This window comes from Pseudomonas sp. Pse79 (genome assembly GCF_024519615.1).
GTDB classification, from domain to species: Bacteria; Pseudomonadota; Gammaproteobacteria; order Pseudomonadales; family Pseudomonadaceae; genus Aquipseudomonas; species Aquipseudomonas veronii.
In genome coordinates this window covers 1-18,351 of record NZ_JALJRR010000022.1, presented here as the reverse complement: position 1 = coordinate 18,351, position 18,351 = coordinate 1, and the positions used below count along the sequence as shown (strand labels likewise).

At 64.4% G+C, this 18,351-nt stretch carries 12 protein-coding genes; 4 read left to right on the top strand and 8 right to left on the bottom strand.

Going from position 1 to position 18,351, the window contains the following annotated elements:
* Positions 1–44 precede the first annotated feature (44 nt).
* Positions 45–1,070: a protease SohB gene (sohB, locus tag NR164_RS23260; RefSeq protein ID WP_046383102.1), complete on the bottom strand. Its 1,026-nt coding sequence runs from the start codon at positions 1,068–1,070 to the stop codon at positions 45–47.
* 195 nt (positions 1,071–1,265) lie between these two features.
* Between sohB and NR164_RS23255 the strand changes: the two genes are divergently transcribed.
* Positions 1,266–1,976, top strand: a complete 711-nt coding sequence (locus NR164_RS23255; RefSeq protein WP_017846668.1) for a histidine phosphatase family protein — start codon at positions 1,266–1,268, stop codon at positions 1,974–1,976.
* Between the two features lie 56 nt (positions 1,977–2,032).
* Positions 2,033–2,347: an SCP2 sterol-binding domain-containing protein gene (locus tag NR164_RS23250; protein ID WP_046383100.1), complete on the top strand. Its 315-nt coding sequence runs from the start codon at positions 2,033–2,035 to the stop codon at positions 2,345–2,347.
* Between the two features lie 179 nt (positions 2,348–2,526).
* On the opposite strand, the gene NR164_RS23245 is transcribed toward NR164_RS23250, so the two are convergent.
* Positions 2,527–5,157 (bottom strand): glucosidase, encoded by a 2,631-nt coding sequence (locus tag NR164_RS23245; RefSeq protein WP_256823318.1) that lies wholly within the window; start codon positions 5,155–5,157, stop codon positions 2,527–2,529.
* Between the two features lie 195 nt (positions 5,158–5,352).
* On the opposite strand from NR164_RS23245, the gene NR164_RS23240 reads away from it, so the two are divergent.
* Positions 5,353–6,729, top strand: coding sequence for a VOC family protein (locus tag NR164_RS23240; RefSeq protein ID WP_256823317.1), 1,377 nt, complete (start codon positions 5,353–5,355; stop codon positions 6,727–6,729).
* Between the two features lie 174 nt (positions 6,730–6,903).
* Here the strand turns inward: NR164_RS23240 and NR164_RS23235 are convergent, their stop codons facing one another.
* Positions 6,904–7,128 (bottom strand): DUF465 domain-containing protein, encoded by a 225-nt coding sequence (locus tag NR164_RS23235; protein WP_046383097.1) that lies wholly within the window; start codon positions 7,126–7,128, stop codon positions 6,904–6,906.
* Between the two features lie 174 nt (positions 7,129–7,302).
* Here NR164_RS23235 and tkt point away from each other — a divergent pair, with 174 nt between their 5' ends.
* The gene (gene tkt / locus NR164_RS23230) at positions 7,303–9,357 is read left to right on the top strand and encodes a transketolase (protein WP_256823316.1); all 2,055 of its coding nucleotides are present in this window, start codon (positions 7,303–7,305) and stop codon (positions 9,355–9,357) included.
* Positions 9,358–9,570: 213 nt separating this feature from the next.
* On the opposite strand, the gene uvrA is transcribed toward tkt, so the two are convergent.
* From uvrA to lexA, 5 genes are all read right to left on the bottom strand, one after another.
* The gene (gene uvrA, locus NR164_RS23225; protein WP_256823315.1) at positions 9,571–12,090 is read right to left on the bottom strand and encodes an excinuclease ABC subunit UvrA; all 2,520 of its coding nucleotides are present in this window, start codon (positions 12,088–12,090) and stop codon (positions 9,571–9,573) included.
* A gap of 123 nt (positions 12,091–12,213) precedes the next feature.
* The gene (locus NR164_RS23220; RefSeq protein WP_256823314.1) at positions 12,214–15,306 is read right to left on the bottom strand and encodes an error-prone DNA polymerase; all 3,093 of its coding nucleotides are present in this window, start codon (positions 15,304–15,306) and stop codon (positions 12,214–12,216) included.
* Positions 15,282–16,697 (bottom strand): DNA polymerase Y family protein, encoded by a 1,416-nt coding sequence (locus NR164_RS23215; protein ID WP_057006075.1) that lies wholly within the window; start codon positions 16,695–16,697, stop codon positions 15,282–15,284. Before NR164_RS23215 ends, NR164_RS23220 begins: the two co-directional genes overlap by 25 nt.
* Before the next feature lie 7 nt (positions 16,698–16,704).
* Positions 16,705–17,319, bottom strand: a complete 615-nt coding sequence (gene imuA / locus NR164_RS23210) for a translesion DNA synthesis-associated protein ImuA (RefSeq protein ID WP_017846677.1) — start codon at positions 17,317–17,319, stop codon at positions 16,705–16,707.
* Positions 17,319–17,936, bottom strand: a complete 618-nt coding sequence (gene lexA / locus NR164_RS23205; RefSeq protein WP_017846678.1) for a transcriptional repressor LexA — start codon at positions 17,934–17,936, stop codon at positions 17,319–17,321. Before lexA ends, imuA begins: the two co-directional genes overlap by 1 nt.
* Positions 17,937–18,351: the final 415 nt, after the last annotated feature.

The window sequence follows — 18,351 nt, the reverse complement described above, 5'->3', positions numbered from 1 at the left end:
GAGCAAGCTCCCTCCCACAGGTATTAGCTATACCCCAAAAAGGCTTACCAGAACCGCTGCTGGGTCAACCGGCTCCACCAGGTCAGCAGCACGCGGTCCACCGAACCGCTGGCCGCCAGGCCCACGCGCTCTTGCAGGCTCTTGCGCTCAGAGTAATGCAGGTGGAATACCTCGGCGGTCTTGGCCTTGGTGGCCAGGTATTCGTCGCTGGTTTGCAGCTCGTCGACCAGTTGCTTGTCGAGGGCTGCAACACCCAGCCACACTTCCCCGGTCGCCACTTCGTCGATCGCCAGCTGCGGGCGATAGCGCGACACGAAGTTCTTGAACAACTGGTGGGTGATGTCCAGGTCTTCCTGGAACTTCTCCCGGCCCTTCTCGGTGTTTTCGCCAAACACGGTGAGGGTGCGTTTGTATTCGCCGGCGGTCAGCACTTCAAAGTCGATATCGTGCTTTTTCAACAGGCGGTTGACGTTGGGCAACTGCGCCACCACCCCGATGGAACCGAGGATCGCGAACGGTGCGCTGATGATCTTCTCGCCAATGCACGCCATCATGTAGCCGCCGCTGGCCGCGACCTTGTCGATGCACACGGTCAACGGCACGCCCGCCTGGCGAATCCGCGCCAGTTGCGACGACGCCAACCCGTAGCTGTGAACCATGCCGCCGCCGCTTTCCAGGCGCAGCACCACTTCGTCCTTGGGCGTGGCCAGGCTCAGCAAGCCAGTGATTTCATGACGCAGGCTCTCGGTGGCCGAGGCCTTGATGTCGCCGTCGAAGTCGAGCACGAACACCCGTGGCTTGGCCTCGGGTTTCTTTTTGCTGTTCTTCTTTTCGGCTTTGCTTTCAGACTTGCGCAGGGCCTTGAGCTGATCCTTGTCGAGCACGGTCGATTCAAGGCGCTCGCGCAGGCCTTTGTAGAAATCATTCAGCTTGCTGACCTGCAACTGGCCAGCCGATTTGCGACGACCTTTGCTGCGCAGTGCCGCGAAGCTGATCAGTACCACCAGAATCGCGACCACCAGGGTGACGGTCTTCGCCAGAAAGCTCGCGTATTCAGCCAAAAAATCCATGTGTCTCCTTAACAATGCACGGCGCCAGGCGCGGATCGCCCAAGCATACCGACGGGACCGCCGGGGAGCCAGTGCTCAAACCGCCAGCAGGCAGGCGCTCTAACACGCTTTTAAAACAAGCGTATGTTTTTTCATTGACAGCTCGCAGGCATCCTCATAACCTCGCCAGACTTTCAACGTACCGGGAAAACGGACGTGGGCAGCATCTATCTGATTCGACATGGCCAGGCCTCCTTCGGTGCAGACGACTATGACGTCCTGTCGCCCGTCGGCGTGGAACAAGCGCAAATCCTCGGTCGCCACCTGGCAGACATGGGCGTGACGTTCGACCGCTGCGTCGCCGGCGACCTGCGCCGCCAGCAGCACACCGCCACGGCCGCGTTCGATCAATACAGCGCCCTCGGCCTGGCGGTTCCAGCCCTGGAAGTCGACAGCGCCTTCAACGAATTCGACGCCGACGCGATCATCCGCGCCCTGCTCCCCGACCTGCTCACCCGCGAACCCGACGCCCTGGACATCCTGCGCAACGCCGCGCAGAACCGCAGTGAGTTCCAGCGCATCTTCGCCCTGATCATCGAGCGCTGGGTGGCCGGCACTTACGATACGCCGGGGCTGGAAAGCTGGCTGGGGTTTGTCGAGCGCGTCCAGGGTGGCCTGCAGCGTCTGCTGGAAGCGGCCGACAACACGCACAAGATCGCCGTGTTTACCTCCGGCGGCACTATTACTGCCCTGCTCCACCTGATTACCCGGATGCCGGCCGCCCAGGCCTTCGAACTGAACTGGCAAATTGTTAACACCTCGCTCAACCAGCTGAAATTCCGCGGTCGCGAGGTGGCACTGGCTTCCTTCAACAGTCATACCCACTTGCAACTGTTGAAGGCGCCGCAGCTCATCACTTTCCGATGAAGTGCGGCCAACCGTGACCCCAAGGTCGCTGGACTCTACCCTAAAGGATCGAAACCATGACTGACGTAGCTAAAGCCGTAGAAGCAATGAAAGCCAAATTCAACCCAGCCGCTGCTGCCGGCCTGGACCTGGTATTCGGTTTCTGTATCGATGACAGCGAACACTTCTCGCTGATCGTCAAAGACGGCACCTGTGAACTGCAGAAAGGCGAAAACCCAGACGCCCTGGTGACCCTGGTCATGAACGGCGAAACACTGAAAGGCATCGTCAGCGGCGAAACCGACGGCATGCAGGCCTTCATGAGCGGCAACCTGCGCACCGAAGGCGACATGATGCTGGCGATGAAGCTGAGCGATCTGTTCCCTTCCTGAGAACGCTGGCTGTAACGCACGCATTGAAACGACAAATCCCGCCAATGGCGGGATTTGTCGTTTCTCGGCCGGCGATCAGCGGCGTCGACTTTCTTGAACTGCTCCAAATCTGGTGGGGGATGGCAGCGTTCGCCATGATCTACATCCTTGTAAAACTCGGGGCGGCGAATTTACCCGATTCAAGGCGTGGAGGGTACATGCAACAGCAACGCCACCAACGCACTCCACCCCGTCTGGTGTGACGCCCCCAACCCGCGCCCGGTCTCCCCATGGAAATACTCATGGAACAACACCAGATCACGGCTGGCCGGGTCCGCCTCCAACTGCGCATACCCGGCCATCGACGGACGCAGGCCATTGTCATCCCTGAGGACCAATCGGCTCAGGCGCTGGCTGAGGCTGTCGGCGACTTCCTCCAGGGACGACAGATAACCACTGCCCGTCGGGTACTCCACCGAGAAGTTATCCGCGTAGTACCGATGAAACTCGCGCAACGATTCGATCAGCATGTAATTCACCGGCATCCACAACGGCCCGCGCCAGTTGGAATTGCCGCCGTACAAACGCGAATCGGATTCACCGGGTTGGTAGCGCGCGCACAACGTGTCGCCGTTCATCTTCAGCGCCAGGGGCTGCTCGGCAAAGGCCTTGGACATTGAGCGCACGCCAAACGCCGAAAGAAACTCATCGTCATCCAGCATGCGCCGCAGCAAGTCCTTGGTGCGCTCGCCGCGCAATAACGCCAGCAACAGGCGATTGCCCTGCCCCGGTTCGTTCCAGCGCGAGACCAGCTTGGCCAGGTCCGGCCGGTGGTGCATGAAGCCCAACAACCGCTCACGCAAGCCTTCGAGGCCCTCATGCTCGCGCTGTTCCAGCACCAGCACGGCGAACAGCGGCATCAGGCCGACGATGGAACGCAGGCGCACCGGTTCGTTCTGACCGTCGGGACGGTGCAGTACGTCGTAGAAGAACAGGTCCTGTTCGTCCCACAGGCCCTCGGCGCTGTCGTCGACACGGTTGATCGCGCCAGCGATATACAGGAAGTGCTCGAAAAACTTCACCGCGATATCGACGTACACGACATTGCGCTTGGCCAGTTCCAGCGCGATACGCATCAGGTCCAGCGCATACGCCGCCACCCACGCCGTGCCGTCGGCCTGATCCAGTTGGTAGCCCGGCGGCAGTGCGGCCGAGCGGTCGAACAAGGCGATATTGTCCAGGCCGAGGAACCCACCCTGAAACAGGTTGCGCCCTTCGGCATCCTTGCGGTTGACCCACCAGGAGAAATTCAACAGCAACTTGTGGAAGATCCGCTCTAGGAAATCCATGTCGCCGACGCCGGTCAACGTCTTGTCCTGCTGATACACCCGCCAACAGGCCCAGGCATGCACCGGCGGGTTGGCGTCGTCGAAGCGCCATTCATAGGCCGGCAACTGGCCGTTGGGGTGCATGAAGCGGTCCTTCACCAGCAGCAACAGTTGTTGCTTGGCATACCCCGGATCGATCAGCGCCATGGCCACCGCCTGAAAGCCCTGGTCCCAGGAGGCGTACCACGGGTATTCCCAGGTGTCGGGCATGGAGAGGATGTCGAAGTTGGACAGGTGCCGCCAATGGCTATTGCGCCGTTGCAGGCGTTCGGGCGGCGGCGCGGGTTGGGTCGGGTCGCCGTCGAGCCATTGGTTCACGTCGAAGTAATAGAGCTGCTTGGACCACAGCAAACCGGCCAGGGCCTGGCGCTGCACATTGCGCGCGTCGGCGTCGGCGATACCCTGTTGCAACGCGGCGTAGAAGTCATCGGCTTCCTGGCGGCGCTGTTCAAACAGCTTGCGCGCATTGACCTCGGGCGCGTCCTTGGGCGCAAAGCGCAGATACACGACTTTGCGCTCCAGACCCGCCAACTCCAGGACGAAACGCGCGGCCGCCTTGGTGCCGCTGTCGCGGCGAATCGCGGTTTCCTGCCCCGCCACCACGTAATCGTTGATCCCATCCTTGAACGGCCCCGGCGCCGGTTGCCCGTCCAGCTTGGGGGCGTTGCTTTCGTTTTCGCAGAACAGCCATTCGACGCCGTCCTGGCCCCAGGCGCTGAGGTGGCGGTCCGGCAATTCATGATGCCGCGCCAGCACGCGCTCGCCGTCCAGCCGCAACTGCGGTTTCGGCGCGCCGACGGTCCAGCTCCAATCATTGCGCGCCCACACCTGCGGCAGCACTTGCAGGCGTGTCGGCTGGTCGGAGCGGTTGTGGACGCTGACGCGCATGAAGATATCGTCGGGCTGGTGCTTGGCGTATTCGACGCTGACGTCGCAATACCGGTTGTCTTCGAACACGCCGGTATCGAGGATTTCGTACTCGGCGTCCGCCAGCCCGCGCTGGGCGTTTTCGGCGATCAGGTCGGCGTAGGGAAACGCCGCGTGGGGATATTTGTAGAGCATACGCATGTAGGCATGACTCGGCACACCGTCGACGAAAAAGTACAGTTCCTTGACGTCCTCACCGTGGTTGCCCTCGGCGTTGTTCAGGCCGAACAGGCGCTCCTTGATGATCGCGTCACGCTCGTTCCACAGCGCCAGGCCCAGGCACCAGCGTTGCGCCTTGTCACTGAACCCGGCCAGGCCATCCTCGCCCCAGCGGTAAGCGCGGCTGCGCGCATGTTCGTGCGGGAAGTAACGCCAGGCATCGCCGTCGGCGCTGTAGTCCTCGCGCACCGTGCCCCATTGGCGTTCGCTCAGGTACGGGCCCCACTCGCGCCAGCACTCGGCGGAATCGGCGGCCAGGCGCTGGCCTTCAGTGGTTTGCACAATAGTGGCGCTCATCCAATCCTCCCTCAGCCATCGCGTAAGGCCAGTGTAGAACCCATTCCCGGCGGGATGCACATGAAGACGGTTTTACCCCACTCATTCGTTTGCAGAATGAAGTCCAGAGGAATCTTCGTTTGCGCGGGCCTGCGGCGCCCAACAGAATCGGGGGTAACGGCATTCATTACTCTTACCGCAGCCAGGAATTTTTCTATGCCCAGCACCGCGTTTATCAGCCCCGACGACATCCGCAAAGGCTTTTCCAAGGCCATGTCCGACATGTACCGCGATGAAGTGCCCCTGTACGGCGCGCTGATGGGGCTGGTGGCCGACATCAACCGCCGCGTGCTCGACGCCGACCCGAGCCTGGCGCAACAGCTGCAACGGACCGGCGAAATCCAGCGCCTGGACATGGAACGCCACGGCGCCATTCGCCTGGGTACCGCCGCCGAACTGGCGACCATCCGCCGCCTGTTCGCGGTGATGGGCATGCAACCGGTGGGCTACTACGACCTGACCCCGGCCGGCGTGCCGGTGCATTCCACCGCATTTCGCGCCGTGCATGAATGCGCGCTGCAAACCAGCCCGTTTCGCGTATTCACCTCGTTGCTGCGCCTGGAACTGATCGAGAACCCCGAACTGCGCGCCTTCGCCGAAGCCGCCCTGGCCAAGCGTTCGATCTTCACCTCCGGCGCCCTCGCCCTGATCGAACAAGCGGAACGCGATGGCGGCCTCAACGCTGACGACGCCGAGGCATTCATCCGCCAGGCCCTGGAAACCTTCCGCTGGCACCACACCGCCACCGTCACCGCCGCGCAGTACCGGCAACTGAGCGACCAGCATCGCCTGATCGCCGACGTGGTGGCCTTCAAGGGCCCGCACATCAACCACCTGACCCCGCGCACCCTGGATATCGACCAGGTCCAGGCCGCCATGCCCGGCAAAGGCATCACCCCCAAAGCCGTGATCGAAGGCCCGCCGCGCCGCCACTGCCCGATCCTGCTGCGCCAGACCAGCTTCAAGGCCCTCGACGAAACCATCGCCTTCACCGACACCCAAGGCAGCCACAGCGCACGCTTCGGCGAAATCGAACAACGCGGCGTCGCCCTCACACCCAAAGGCCGCGCGCTGTACGACCAACTGCTGAATGCCGCCCGCGACGCACTCGGCGCCTTCCCCAACGAAGCCAACGCCGCGCATTACATGCACTTGATGGAACAGCACTTCCAGGCCTTCCCGGACGACCACACACAAATGCGCGAACAAGGCCTGGCCTACTTCCGCTACTTCGCCACCGACAAAGGCCTCGCGGCACGCGGCCAAGCCGACCAACCGCGCACGCTGGACGCACTGATCGCCGCCGGTCACGTCGATGTAGAACCGCTGGTGTATGAGGATTTTCTGCCGGTGAGTGCCGCGGGGATTTTCCAGTCGAACCTGGGGGATGCAGCGCAAAGTCACTACGCAGCCAATTCGAACCAGGCCGAATTCGAACAGGCACTGGGGCGCAAGACTCTTGATGAGTTGGCGCTGTATGCCGAGACGCAACAACGCTCGATGGATGAATGCACTCACACGCTACTGGCCTGAAACAAACTGCCCGCCCGGCTCAGCAGCGCAATCCTCGCGCCCTATAACCCCCCAGAGCCGGGTGGACGGCGGGCATCATAAGTATCGGAGGGAAGGATGTCGTTCAGCCAAATCTGAAAAAATGTGCAAGGGAGCGACTGACGCGCTCCCTGCGGGGTGAATGGATCGCGCGCTTTACTCCAGCAAACCCTTGATCTCATCTTTAACCAACAAGCGTTTTTCCTTTAACTTCTTCAGTTCCTCATCGCTGCCGGCCGCCTTTTCAGCGCTCACCACCAGTTCGTCGACGGCGTTGTATTTATCAAACAGCGCGTTCAGACGCGGATTTTTCGCCCGGTGTCCATCGACTTCGTCCTTGCTCAAACCCAAGTCCTGATACAGGTCGTGTTTCACTGGCATGGCCTACCTCCGCAAGTTGATCAATGATTACGCCCTTGAAGCTAGCCCATTCCAAGGGGTCTTGTCATGTTTGCGGGCAAACCAGTTCCGTTCGTCGCTACACCGGCGATGGAATCAAACCTTTGCCGCGCCCTGCCCTCCACTGTAGATCGCCACCCGAGGGAGACCGGTTTCATGAATCACGCCGCCACCGCTGTCGACACCCAATGCATCAACACCCTGCGCACCCTGGCCATGGATGCCGTGCAGAAGGCCAATTCCGGCCACCCCGGCACGCCCATGGGCCTGGCGCCGGTGGGGTATACGTTGTGGAGTCGCTTCCTGCGTTATCACCCGGAGCATCCCGACTGGCCCAACCGCGACCGTTTTGTGTTGTCGGTGGGGCATGCATCGATGCTGCTGTATTCGTTGCTGCACCTGGCCGGCGTGGTCGAGATCGATGCCCAGGGCCAGCGCTCGGGGCTGCCGGCGATCAGCCTGGACGATATCCAGCAGTTCCGGCAGATGGGTTCCAAGACCCCAGGCCACCCCGAGTACCGCATGACCACCGGCGTAGAAACCACCACCGGCCCCCTCGGCCAGGGGTGCGCCAACAGCGTCGGCATGGCCATGGCCGGGCGCTGGCTGGGCGAGCGCTTCAACCGCGACGGCCAGGTGCTGTTCGACTACAACGTCTACACCCTGTGCGGCGACGGCGACATGATGGAAGGCATCAGCAGCGAAGCCGCCTCCCTGGCCGGGCATTTGCGGTTGGACAACCTGTGCTGGATCTATGACAACAACACCATCAGCATCGAAGGCCACACCGAACTGGCCTTCAGCGAGGACGTGATCCAGCGCTTCCAGGCCTATGGCTGGCACACCTTGCATGTGACCGATGCCAACGATCTGAGTGCTCTGAGCACGGCGCTGGAAACCTTCCAGCGCAATACCGGTGCGCCGACCCTGATCGTGGTCGACAGCGTGATCGGCTACGGCTCGCCGCACAAACACAACACCGCCGCCGCCCATGGCGAGCCGCTGGGCGAGGCGGAGATCCGCCTGACCAAGGCCGCGTATGGCTGGCCGGAAGACGCCAGCTTCCTGGTGCCCGAGGAGGCGCGCACGGTGTTGCGTGATGCATTGCACGCGCGGGCCGAGCCGTTGTACCGACAGTGGCAGCAAACCCTGGCGTCCCTCGACCCGCAACTGGCCGACGAACTGCAACGCATGCGCGCCGGGAACATGCCCGAGCAATGGCAAGCTGAACTGCCCAGCTTCGACTCCGACGCCAAGGGCGTGGCCAGCCGTGCCGCCGGCGGCGCGGTGCTGAATGCCTTCGCCCGGCAGATTCCCTGGCTGCTGGGCGGCTCGGCGGATTTGTCGCCGTCGACCAAAACCAACCTGACCTTCGACGGCGCCGGACGTTTCAGTGCCGACGACTACAGCGGACGCAACCTGCACTTCGGCATCCGTGAACATGCCATGGGGGCGATCGCCAATGGCATGGCGCTGTCCTACCTGCGCCCGTACACCTCGACGTTCCTGGTGTTCAGCGACTACATGAAGCCGCCGATCCGCCTCGCGGCAATCATGGAATTGCCGGTGGTGTTCGTGTTTACCCATGACTCGATCGGCGTCGGCGAAGACGGCCCGACGCACCAGCCGATCGAACACCTGAGCCAACTGCGCGCCACGCCGGGGTTGCTGACCCTGCGTCCCGGCGACGCGAATGAAACCCTGGAACTGTGGAAGGTTGCCCTGGCCCAGACTCACCGGCCGAGCTGCATGGTGTTGTCGCGCCAACCGCTGCCGACTCTGGACCGCACGCAGTACGCAGCCGCGTCCGGTGCCGCCAAGGGCGCCTATGTGCTGGCCGGCGCCGCACACCCCGAGGTCATCCTGCTGGCAACCGGCAGCGAAGTCAGCCTGGCGGTGGCGGCGTATGAACAGCTCAAAGGCGAAGGCATTGCCGCGCAGGTGGTCTCGATGCCCAGCTGGGAGCTGTTCGAAGAGCAGCCCACCGCCTACCGCGACAGCGTACTGCCGCCAGCGGTGACCGCGCGGGTGGTGGTGGAACAGGCCGGTCCGTTGGGCTGGGACCGCTATGTCGGACAGACCGGCGCCAAAGTGGTGATGAGCAGCTTTGGCGCATCGGCGCCCCTGGCCAAGTTGCAGGAGAAGTTCGGGTTTACCGTGGAGAATGTGGTGAAGCTGGCCAAGCAACAGATCCAACGGCAGGAACATTGATCACAACGGTGACTGACACTCCGCTATCGGGGGCAAGCCCCCTCCCACATTGACCGCATTCCCTTGGTTGATCGGCAGGGTTAGTGGCATTTGCTCATGCTCGGGTGCCGGCGGTGAGCCCCACTCTCCCATGTGGGAGGGGGCTTGCCCCCGATAGCGGTGCATCAGTCACTGCATGAGTACCTGAACCACTGAAGTGCGCCCCATTGATGGTCAGACCAGCTCCCGGGCGAGAAACGGCGCGGTGCGGCTTTTCTTGCTCTTCGCCACCTGTCGCGGCGTGCCGCTGGCAACCACCTTGCCGCCCAGGTCCCCAGCGCCCGGCCCGATATCAATCACCCAGTCACTCTGGGCCACCACGCGCATTTCATGCTCCACCACAACCACCGTATGCCCGGCGTCGACCAGATGGTTCAGTTGGCTGAGCAAGCGGTCCACATCCCGTGGGTGCAGGCCGGTCGTCGGCTCGTCCAGCACATACAAGGTGGCGCCCCGGGCATTGCGTTGCAGCTCGGTGGCCAGCTTGATGCGCTGCGCTTCGCCCCCGGACAGTTCCGTCGCCGGTTGGCCGAGGCGCAGATAGCCCAGGCCGATGTCGCGCAGCACCAGCAACGACCGCAGCACCCCCGGCTGCTCGGCAAACACCTCCACCGCCTGCTCGACGGTCAAGCCGAGCACTTGGGCAATGTTCAAACCTTGCCATTGGATCGCCAGGGTCTCGGGGTTGTAGCGCGCCCCGTGGCAGGTCGGGCACGGCGCATACACGCTGGGCATGAACAGCAACTCAACGCTGACGAACCCTTCGCCCTCGCAATTCGCGCAGCGGCCCTTGGCGACATTGAAAGAAAACTGCCCCGCATCGTAATCACGCTGCTTCGCGGCCGCTGTGGCAGCGAACAGTTTGCGCACGTTGTCGAACAGCCCGGTATAGGTCGCCAGGTTGGAGCGCGGGGTGCGGCCGATGGGTTTCTGGTCCACCTGCACCAGCCGGTGAATCCGTTCCAGCCCGGCGCTGATGCACCCGCCGCTGGTGGGCGGGGCATCGTCTTCCAGGCTCGGTTCGTCGTCGCTTTCCGGCACGCGGCCGAGGCCGCTGCCCACCAACTCCAGCAGCGCCTGGCTGACCAGGCTGGATTTGCCCGAGCCGGAAATACCGGTCACCGCAGTGAAGCAACCCAGCGGGAAATCGACACTCAAATCCTTGAGATTATTACGTGTGACGCCCTCCAGGCTCAGCCAGCCGGTCGGTTCGCGGCGCCGGGGATTGGCCGGGCGCCGTTCGGCAAACAGATACTCACGGGTCTGCGACGCTTCAACCTGCGCCAAACCCGCCGGCGGTCCGCTGTACAACACTTGCCCGCCGTGTTCACCGGCCGCCGGTCCGACGTCGATCAGCCAGTCGGCGCGGCGCATGGTTTCCAGGTCGTGCTCCACCACAAACAACGAATTGCCGGCGGCTTTCAAACGCGCCAGCGCAGTGAACAGCGCTTCGCCATCCGCCGGGTGCAGCCCCGCCGACGGCTCATCCAACACATAGATCACGCCAAACAACTGCGAGCCCAGTTGCGTAGCCAGGCGCAAGCGCTGCAACTCGCCGGACGACAAGGTCGGCGTGCTGCGCTCCAGGGACAGATAGCCCAGCCCCAGCTCGGTCAGGGTGCTGACCCGTTCGAGCAGATCCTCGGCGATGCGCTGGGCGGCCAGGCGCTTTTCCAGCGACAGTTTCATCGTGTCCTGCCCCGCCGCCACCGGCCGCAGCAGCTCGGCCAATTGAGTCAGCGACAGTTGCGAGAGTTCGCCGATGTCCACCCCAGCAAACTTCACCGACAACGCCGCCTGGGTCAGCCGCTTGCCGTCGCACAACGGGCAGGCGCTGCCCTGCATGAACTGCGCGACACGCTTTTTCATCAGCGCACTTTGGGTGTGGCTGAAGGTGTGCAGGATATAGCGCCGCGCGCCGCTGAACGTGCCCTGGTAGCTCGGCTCCAGCTTGCGTTTCAGCGCCTCGCGGGTCTGCTCCGGGGTGAAACCGGCGTACACCGGCACGGTCGGGGTTTCTTCGGTGAACAGGATCCAGTCGCGCTGCTTTTTCGGCAAATCACGCCACGGGATGTCGACGTCATAGCCCAGGGTCACCAGGATGTCGCGCAGGTTCTGGCCTTGCCACGCCAAGGGCCAGGACGCGACCGCACGCTGGCGGATGGTCAGCGAGGGATCGGGCACCATCAGCGCCTCGGTCACCTCATACACGCGGCCCAGGCCGTGGCATTGCGGGCAGGCGCCCTGGGGCAGGTTCGGCGAAAAATCCTCGGCATACAGCATCGCCTGCCCCGGCGGATAACTGCCGGCGCGCGAATAGAGCATGCGGATCAGGCTGGACAACGTCGTGACACTGCCCACCGACGAACGCGCACTCGGCGTGCCACGCTGTTGTTGCAGGGCCACGGCAGGCGGCAGGCCTTCGATGGAGTCCACATCGGGCACGCCGACCTGATCGATCAGGCGTCGCGCATAGGGCGCCACCGATTCGAAATAGCGCCGCTGGGCCTCGGCATACACCGTGGAAAAAGCCAGGGACGACTTGCCGGAACCCGACACGCCGGTAAACACCACCAGGGCATCCCGCGGGATATCCACATCGACGTTACGCAGGTTATGTTCGCGAGCGCCGCGAACCCGGACGAACCCAAGGTGTTGGGTGGTGATCTGAGCGATGTTGCGCGATGAAGTCATGGTCAACCTTGTGGCGCGGCAAGCACGCGGCGCACCCGATGCGTCTGGGTTTCGGGGTTATAGGGCTTGCTCAGCAGATGAATGTCGGGCTCAGCAGGTGCGGGATTTCGTTTCATTGCATGCTCAGTGAAAATCCCGGCTGCGCACGGCGATGCCTTGCAGCAACGGCGACAGGTCGGTGAGGCGCCCAGCGATCAGGTGCCGCACCTCGCCCACCGCCTCCCAGCGCCCGTCCACCTTGAGCAGGCGCGAGCCGACCAGGGCCTGGCGCTGACGTTCTGCCAGGTCGCGCCAGACCACCACATTCAGGTTGCCGAATTCATCCTCCAAGGTGACAAAGGTCACACCGCTGGCGGTGCCGGGGCGCTGGCGACCGGTCACCAGGCCGGCGACGCTGACAGTGCGGCCATGCTCCACCGCCATCAGCTCGCGGGAACTGCGGCAGCGCCGTTTGCGCAATTCATCGCGCAACAACGCCAATGGATGCGGGCCCAGGGTGGTGCCGAGTGTGGCGTAATCGGCCTGCAGGTCTTCGCCCACCGTGGGTGTCGGCAACTCCACCCGCGCTTCGTCGGGGCTGGGCAGGCCGGCGAACAGCCCGAGTTGTTTGTGTACCCCCGCCACTTCCCAGCGCGCCGTGTGCCGGTTGCCGGCCAACGCCCGCAAGGCTCCGGCATCCGCCAGCAAGGCTTGGGCGCGGGGATCCAGCCCGGCGCGTCGGTCGAGGTCGGCAATGTCGCTGAATGCACGGTGCTCGCGCGCCGCTTCGATCCGTCGCCCATCCTCTTCGCGAAACCCCGCGATCATGCGCAACCCCAGGCGAATCGCCGGTTGCGCGCCAGCGATGGGTTCCAGACTGCAATCCCAGTCACTGGCCTGCACGTCCACCGGGCGGATCTGCAAACGATGGCGCCGCGCGTCCTGCAGGATCTGGTCCGGGCTGTAGAACCCCATGGGCCAACTGTTGATCAACGCACAGGCGAAGGCCGCCGGTTCATGGCATTTGAGCCAGCAACTGGCGTAGGTCAACAAGGCAAAACTGGCGGCGTGGGATTCCGGGAAGCCATAGCTGCCAAAACCCTTGATCTGCTCGAAGATCTGCGCGGCGAAGGCTTCGCTGTAGCCGTTTTTGAGCATGCCGGTGCGCAAGCGTTGCTGGTGCGGTTCAAGGCCGCCGTGACGCTTCCAGGCCGCCATGGAACGGCGCAACTGATCAGCTTCGCCAGGGCTGTAATCGGCAGCAACCATGGCGATCTGCATCACCTGTTCCTGGAACAACGGCACGCCGAGGGTGCGTTCGAGCACCGCTTCAAGCTGCGGCGACGGATAGGTGGTGGGCTCCTCTTTGTTCCGCCGCCGCAGGTACGGATGCACCATGCCGCCCTGGATCGGCCCCGGGCGCACGATGGCGACTTCAATCACCAGGTCGTAAAAGGTCTGCGGCTTGAGCCTGGGCAACATCGACATCTGCGCCCGCGACTCGATCTGGAACACGCCGAGGGTGTCGGCCTTGCTGATCATTGCGTAGGTGGCCGGGTCTTCCTTGGGGATCGTCGCCAGGCACAGGTCGTGGCCACGGTGGCGACGCAGCAGGTCGAAACAGCGGCGGATCGCGCTGAGCATGCCCAGGGCGAGGATATCCACCTTGAGCAGGCCGACGGCGTCGAGGTCGTCCTTGTCCCACTGGATGATGGTGCGCTCGGCCATCGCCGCATTTTCCACCGGCACCAGGGTGTCCAGCGGGTGTTCGGAAATCACGAAGCCGCCGGGGTGCTGGGACAGGTGCCGGGGGAAGCCGATCAGTTGCTGGGTCAGCGCGAGTATGCGGCGCAGCACCGGGCTGTCGGGGTCGAAACCGCCCTCGCGCAGGCGTTCCAGGGGCGGCGCCTGGTCACTCCAGCGCCCGCAGCACTCGGCCAGGGCATTGACCTGGTCCGGCGGCAAACCCAGGGCCTTGGCCACATCGCGCACCGCGCCGGCACCGTGGTAGCTGCTGACCACCGCCGTCAGTGCTGCGCGGGTGCGGCCGTAGCGCTGGAATACGTATTGCAGCACCTCTTCGCGGCGTTCGTGCTCGAAGTCGACGTCGATGTCCGGCGGCTCGTTACGCTCCCGGGACAGGAAGCGCTCGAACAGCATGTTCATCAGGCTCGGGTTGATCTCGGTGATGCCCAAGGCAAAACACACCGCCGAGTTGGCCGCCGAACCCCGGCCCTGGCACAGGATCGAACGGCTGCGGGCAAAGCGCACGATGTCATGCACCGTGAGGAAATAGCTTTCATAGCCCAGCTCGCTGATCAGTTCCAACTCGCGGTCGATCTGCTGCCGGGTCTTGGCGTCGACCCCTTGCGGCCAGCGCCGGGCGATGCCTTCTTCGGTGACGGCGCGCAGCCAGGATCGGGCGTCATGGCCGGCGGGCACCAGCTCACGCGGATAGTGGTAGCGCAGTTGGCTGAGGTCGAAGGTGCAACGGCGCGCGATGGCCAGTGTTTCGTCGAGCAACGACGGCGGATACAACGCCTGTAACGCCGACAGGCTGCGCAGATGCCGCTCGCCATTGGGATGCAGGCGCGTGCCGGCTTCGGCCACCGGTACGTGATGGCGGATGGCGGTCATGGTGTCTTGCAGGGCGCGGCGGCCGCGGGCATGCATATGCACATCGCCGCAGGCCACCGCCGGGAGCTGCAGGCTGGCGGCCAGTGCCAGGCGTTGCTCCAGGTGACGCGCATCGTCCTGCCCGCAATGCAGATGCACCGCCAGCCACAGGCGCTCGGCGAAGGTACGGCGCAGCCATTGGATCGAGGCCTGGGTGTCGCTGTCTTCGGCAATCCAGAGCGCCAACAGGCCGGGCAGCGGTTGGTCGAAGTCTTCTGGCAGCAGGCGATAACGGCCCTTCTCCGCCCGTCGTCGGGCCAGGGTGATCAAGCGGCACAGGTGCTGGTAGCCGCTGAGGTCTTCCACCAGCAGTAGCAGTTTCGGGCCGTTTTCGACGCGCATCTCACTGCCGATGATCAGCGGCAAACCCACCGCTTTCGCCGCCTGCCAGGCGCGCACGATGCCGGCCAGGGTGCATTCGTCAGTGATCGCCAGGGCGCTGTAGCCCTCGCGCTTGGCCCGCTCGAACAACTCCAGCGCCGTGGAGGCGCCGCGCTGGAAGCTGAAGTTGGACAGGCAATGCAGCTCGGCGTAACTCATGCGAACCAGCCTTGCAGCCACAACCCGTCGCATTGCCCCACGGTGCGGTAGGCCCAGCCTTGCTGGCCGGCGCGGGTCTGGATCAGGTAATAGTCGCGGCGGATATCGGCGCCATCCCACCAGCCCGATTCGATGCGCTCCGGGCCCTTCAGGATCTGCACGCCCGCCTCGGCCAGCAAGGTCGGCTCGGCGAGCAGCCAGCCGGGGCGTTGCACGTTGTTCAAAGTGGGGCACGGGTTTTTATCGGTCGCCGCTTGCCAGGCACATTCGGGGCGGTGGTCGGCGTGAAAGCGCAGGCCGTGTACCGCCTCATCGCCAAGCCGGGCGCGCAGGCGTTCGCGCAGTTGCGCCCAGGGCAGGGTCTGTTGCGGGCGGTCGTCGAACAGGTCCTGGCGTTGCGGCACGAACACCGGCAGGTCCTGGGCCACCAGGCGAACACCGCGCACGGGGGACGTCACTTGCACCTGCTCCAGACGCCCGCGGGCCAGTTCGAACAGCATCGGCGCTTCACGCTCGGCGCTGAGCAGGCCGACCGGGATCACGCTGTCGGGGGCCTGGGCGTGTTCCAGGTGCAGGGCGAAACGCTGGACGCCACTGTCGCGGCCACAGAGGAAGGCGGACAGGTCGCCGGTCAGGCGGCGCAGCGGGAATAACAGGGCCTGGTGGGATTGCACGTCGTAGTTCAGCTCGATGCGTACATCGAAGCGGTCCGGCGGCTGATAGAAGCCCAGCGCCAACGGCCGCTGCCCGCTCAGGGCATCCAGATGCTTGAGCAACGCCGCATCGAAGCGCCGCGCCAGGGTGTGCCGGGGCAACGCCTGCACCTGGGCCAGGCTGCGCAAGCCCATGCGCGACAAGGCGATAGCGGCCTGCGGGTCCAGGCCGGCGCGGTCGATGGGCAGTGGCGCCAAGGCCTGCATCAACGCGTGATCATCGGCCACGGCCAGGCCATCGTAACGGTTCGCCAGCACCCGCGCCGCCGCCGGGTTGGGCGCAGCGACGATGCGATGACGAAAGCCCAGCTCGCTCAGCTCTTTGCGCAGACGGGCCTCGAAGCGCGGCCAGGGCCCGAACAGGCCCAGGCTCGACTCGATCTCAAACAGCAAGGCGCGCGGGTAAAACACGCTGACCTGGGAACTGAACTGGTAGGCCCAGGCCGCCAGAAACTGCTGCCAGCGTTCGATCTCCACGGGGTCGTATTCGGCGCAGGCAAAGGTTTTGACCAGCGCATGCGCCGCCGTCAGCGATTGACCGGAGCGCAGGCCCAAGGCATGCGCGGCCGCGTTGACGGTTTGCAGGACGCGCCGCTGCGGCGTGCCGGCCAGCAGCGCCAGCGGCTCGTGCGGCGTCGGATGCATACGCTGCACCGCGTCCAGCGCCAATTGCGGGAAGACAATACACACCCAGCGCATGCCAACCTCAGTGCCCGGCCAGCGCAATCGGCGCCGGGTGGGCCAGCCCGCCCCGGCACTTGAGCACCCGCACTTGCGCGGGCCGGGCGTCGACCGCCAGGCGCAGAGCGGCCGGCGAGGCGTTGAGCGCGTCACTCAGGGCGCGCCAGGCAAACGCCAGGGTCTGCCCGGTTTCCGCCGCCACCTGCAAGCGCCGCAAGGCACGATCATCGGCCTTGCGCGGCCAGCACAACACCGCACCGCAACTGCCCGAACGCAGGCACTGCTCGACCGCCCACAACGCATCCCGCTCCTCGGCCCGGACCACCGCGAGCTGACGCAAATCCACCCCGGCGTTCTGCCAGGCGTGGGGGTACGGCGTGTAGGGCGGCGCCACCAGCACTATGCGCTCCCCCGCCGCCGACAAACGCGCCAGGGTCGGCAACACCAGTTGCAGTTCGCCCACGCCGTCCTTGGCCATGAGGATTTCGCTGAGGGCCGATTCCGGCCAGCCGCCCGTGGGCAGCACCGCATCCAGCGCCGCCAGCCCCGTGGGGTGGACACTGGCCGGTGGCGCGGCGGGCCGGCCCTTCCACACGCGCCCGCCGTTGAACAGCGCGTCCAGGGCAACGACGGCGCCCATCAGCCTTGCCTCACCAGGCCGCAGAACACGCCTTCGATGGCCAGGTCCTGATCGGGCCCGACCACGATGGGTTGATACGCGGGGTTGCGCGGCAGCAGCCGCACGCTGTCGCCATTGCGTTCGAAACGCTTGATGGTGACTTCACCGTCCAGGCGCGCCACCACAATCTGCCCGTTCACGGCTTCGGCACTGCGGCGCACGCCCACCAAATCGCCGTCGAGGATGCCGTCTTCGATCATTGAGTCGCCCTGCACCCGCAACAGATAGTCCGGGGTTTTCGCGAAAGTGGCCGGGTCGAGTTGCAGGCGGCTGTGGACTTCGGCATCGGCGCCGATGGGCAAACCGGCGGCGACACGGCCCAGGACCGGGACGTCCAGCCATTCGGGCCGCGCTGGCGGGTTGAGCAGGCGAATGCCACGGGCCTGGTTGGGGTTGACTTCGATGAAGCCGGCTTCGGTCAGGGCCACAACGTGTTTACGGGCGACGCTGCGGGAGGCGAAGCCGAATGCCTCGGCGATCTCGGCGAGGCTGGGGGATTGGCCTTGTTGCGCGATACGGTCGCGGATGAAGGTCAGGATGGCGGTGCGGCGGGGGGTTAGGGTTGTCATGGAGTACATTTGTACTCTTGTGGGAAATTTCTGACAAGTGCCGGTAGTCGGGGGTTGGGGTTGTGTGTATATCCGTTATTTAGGTAACGGCAGCTATTGGTTCCGCTCTTACAGCGGGTCACTTTGGAAAAGCCCCAAAGTAACCAAAGGGCTCTTGCCCCACCACTCGGTGCCTCGCCTAGGCTCGGCATGCCCTCACTCCGGCTTGAATCCGTGGGCCGCCGTCATGGGCCATCCCTGGCCCAGGACGGCTAACCCGGCGTCCTGCCGGGTTGCCCACGGATTCAAGCCTGCGTTCGGCCAGCGTGGTTTTACGGGGCGCCTAAGATCAAAAGCCAGAGCCAGAGCCAGAGCCAGAGCAAAGTGAGGTCTATCTGATCCATGGAGATCAAAATGTGGGAGGGGGCTTGCCCCCGATGGCGGT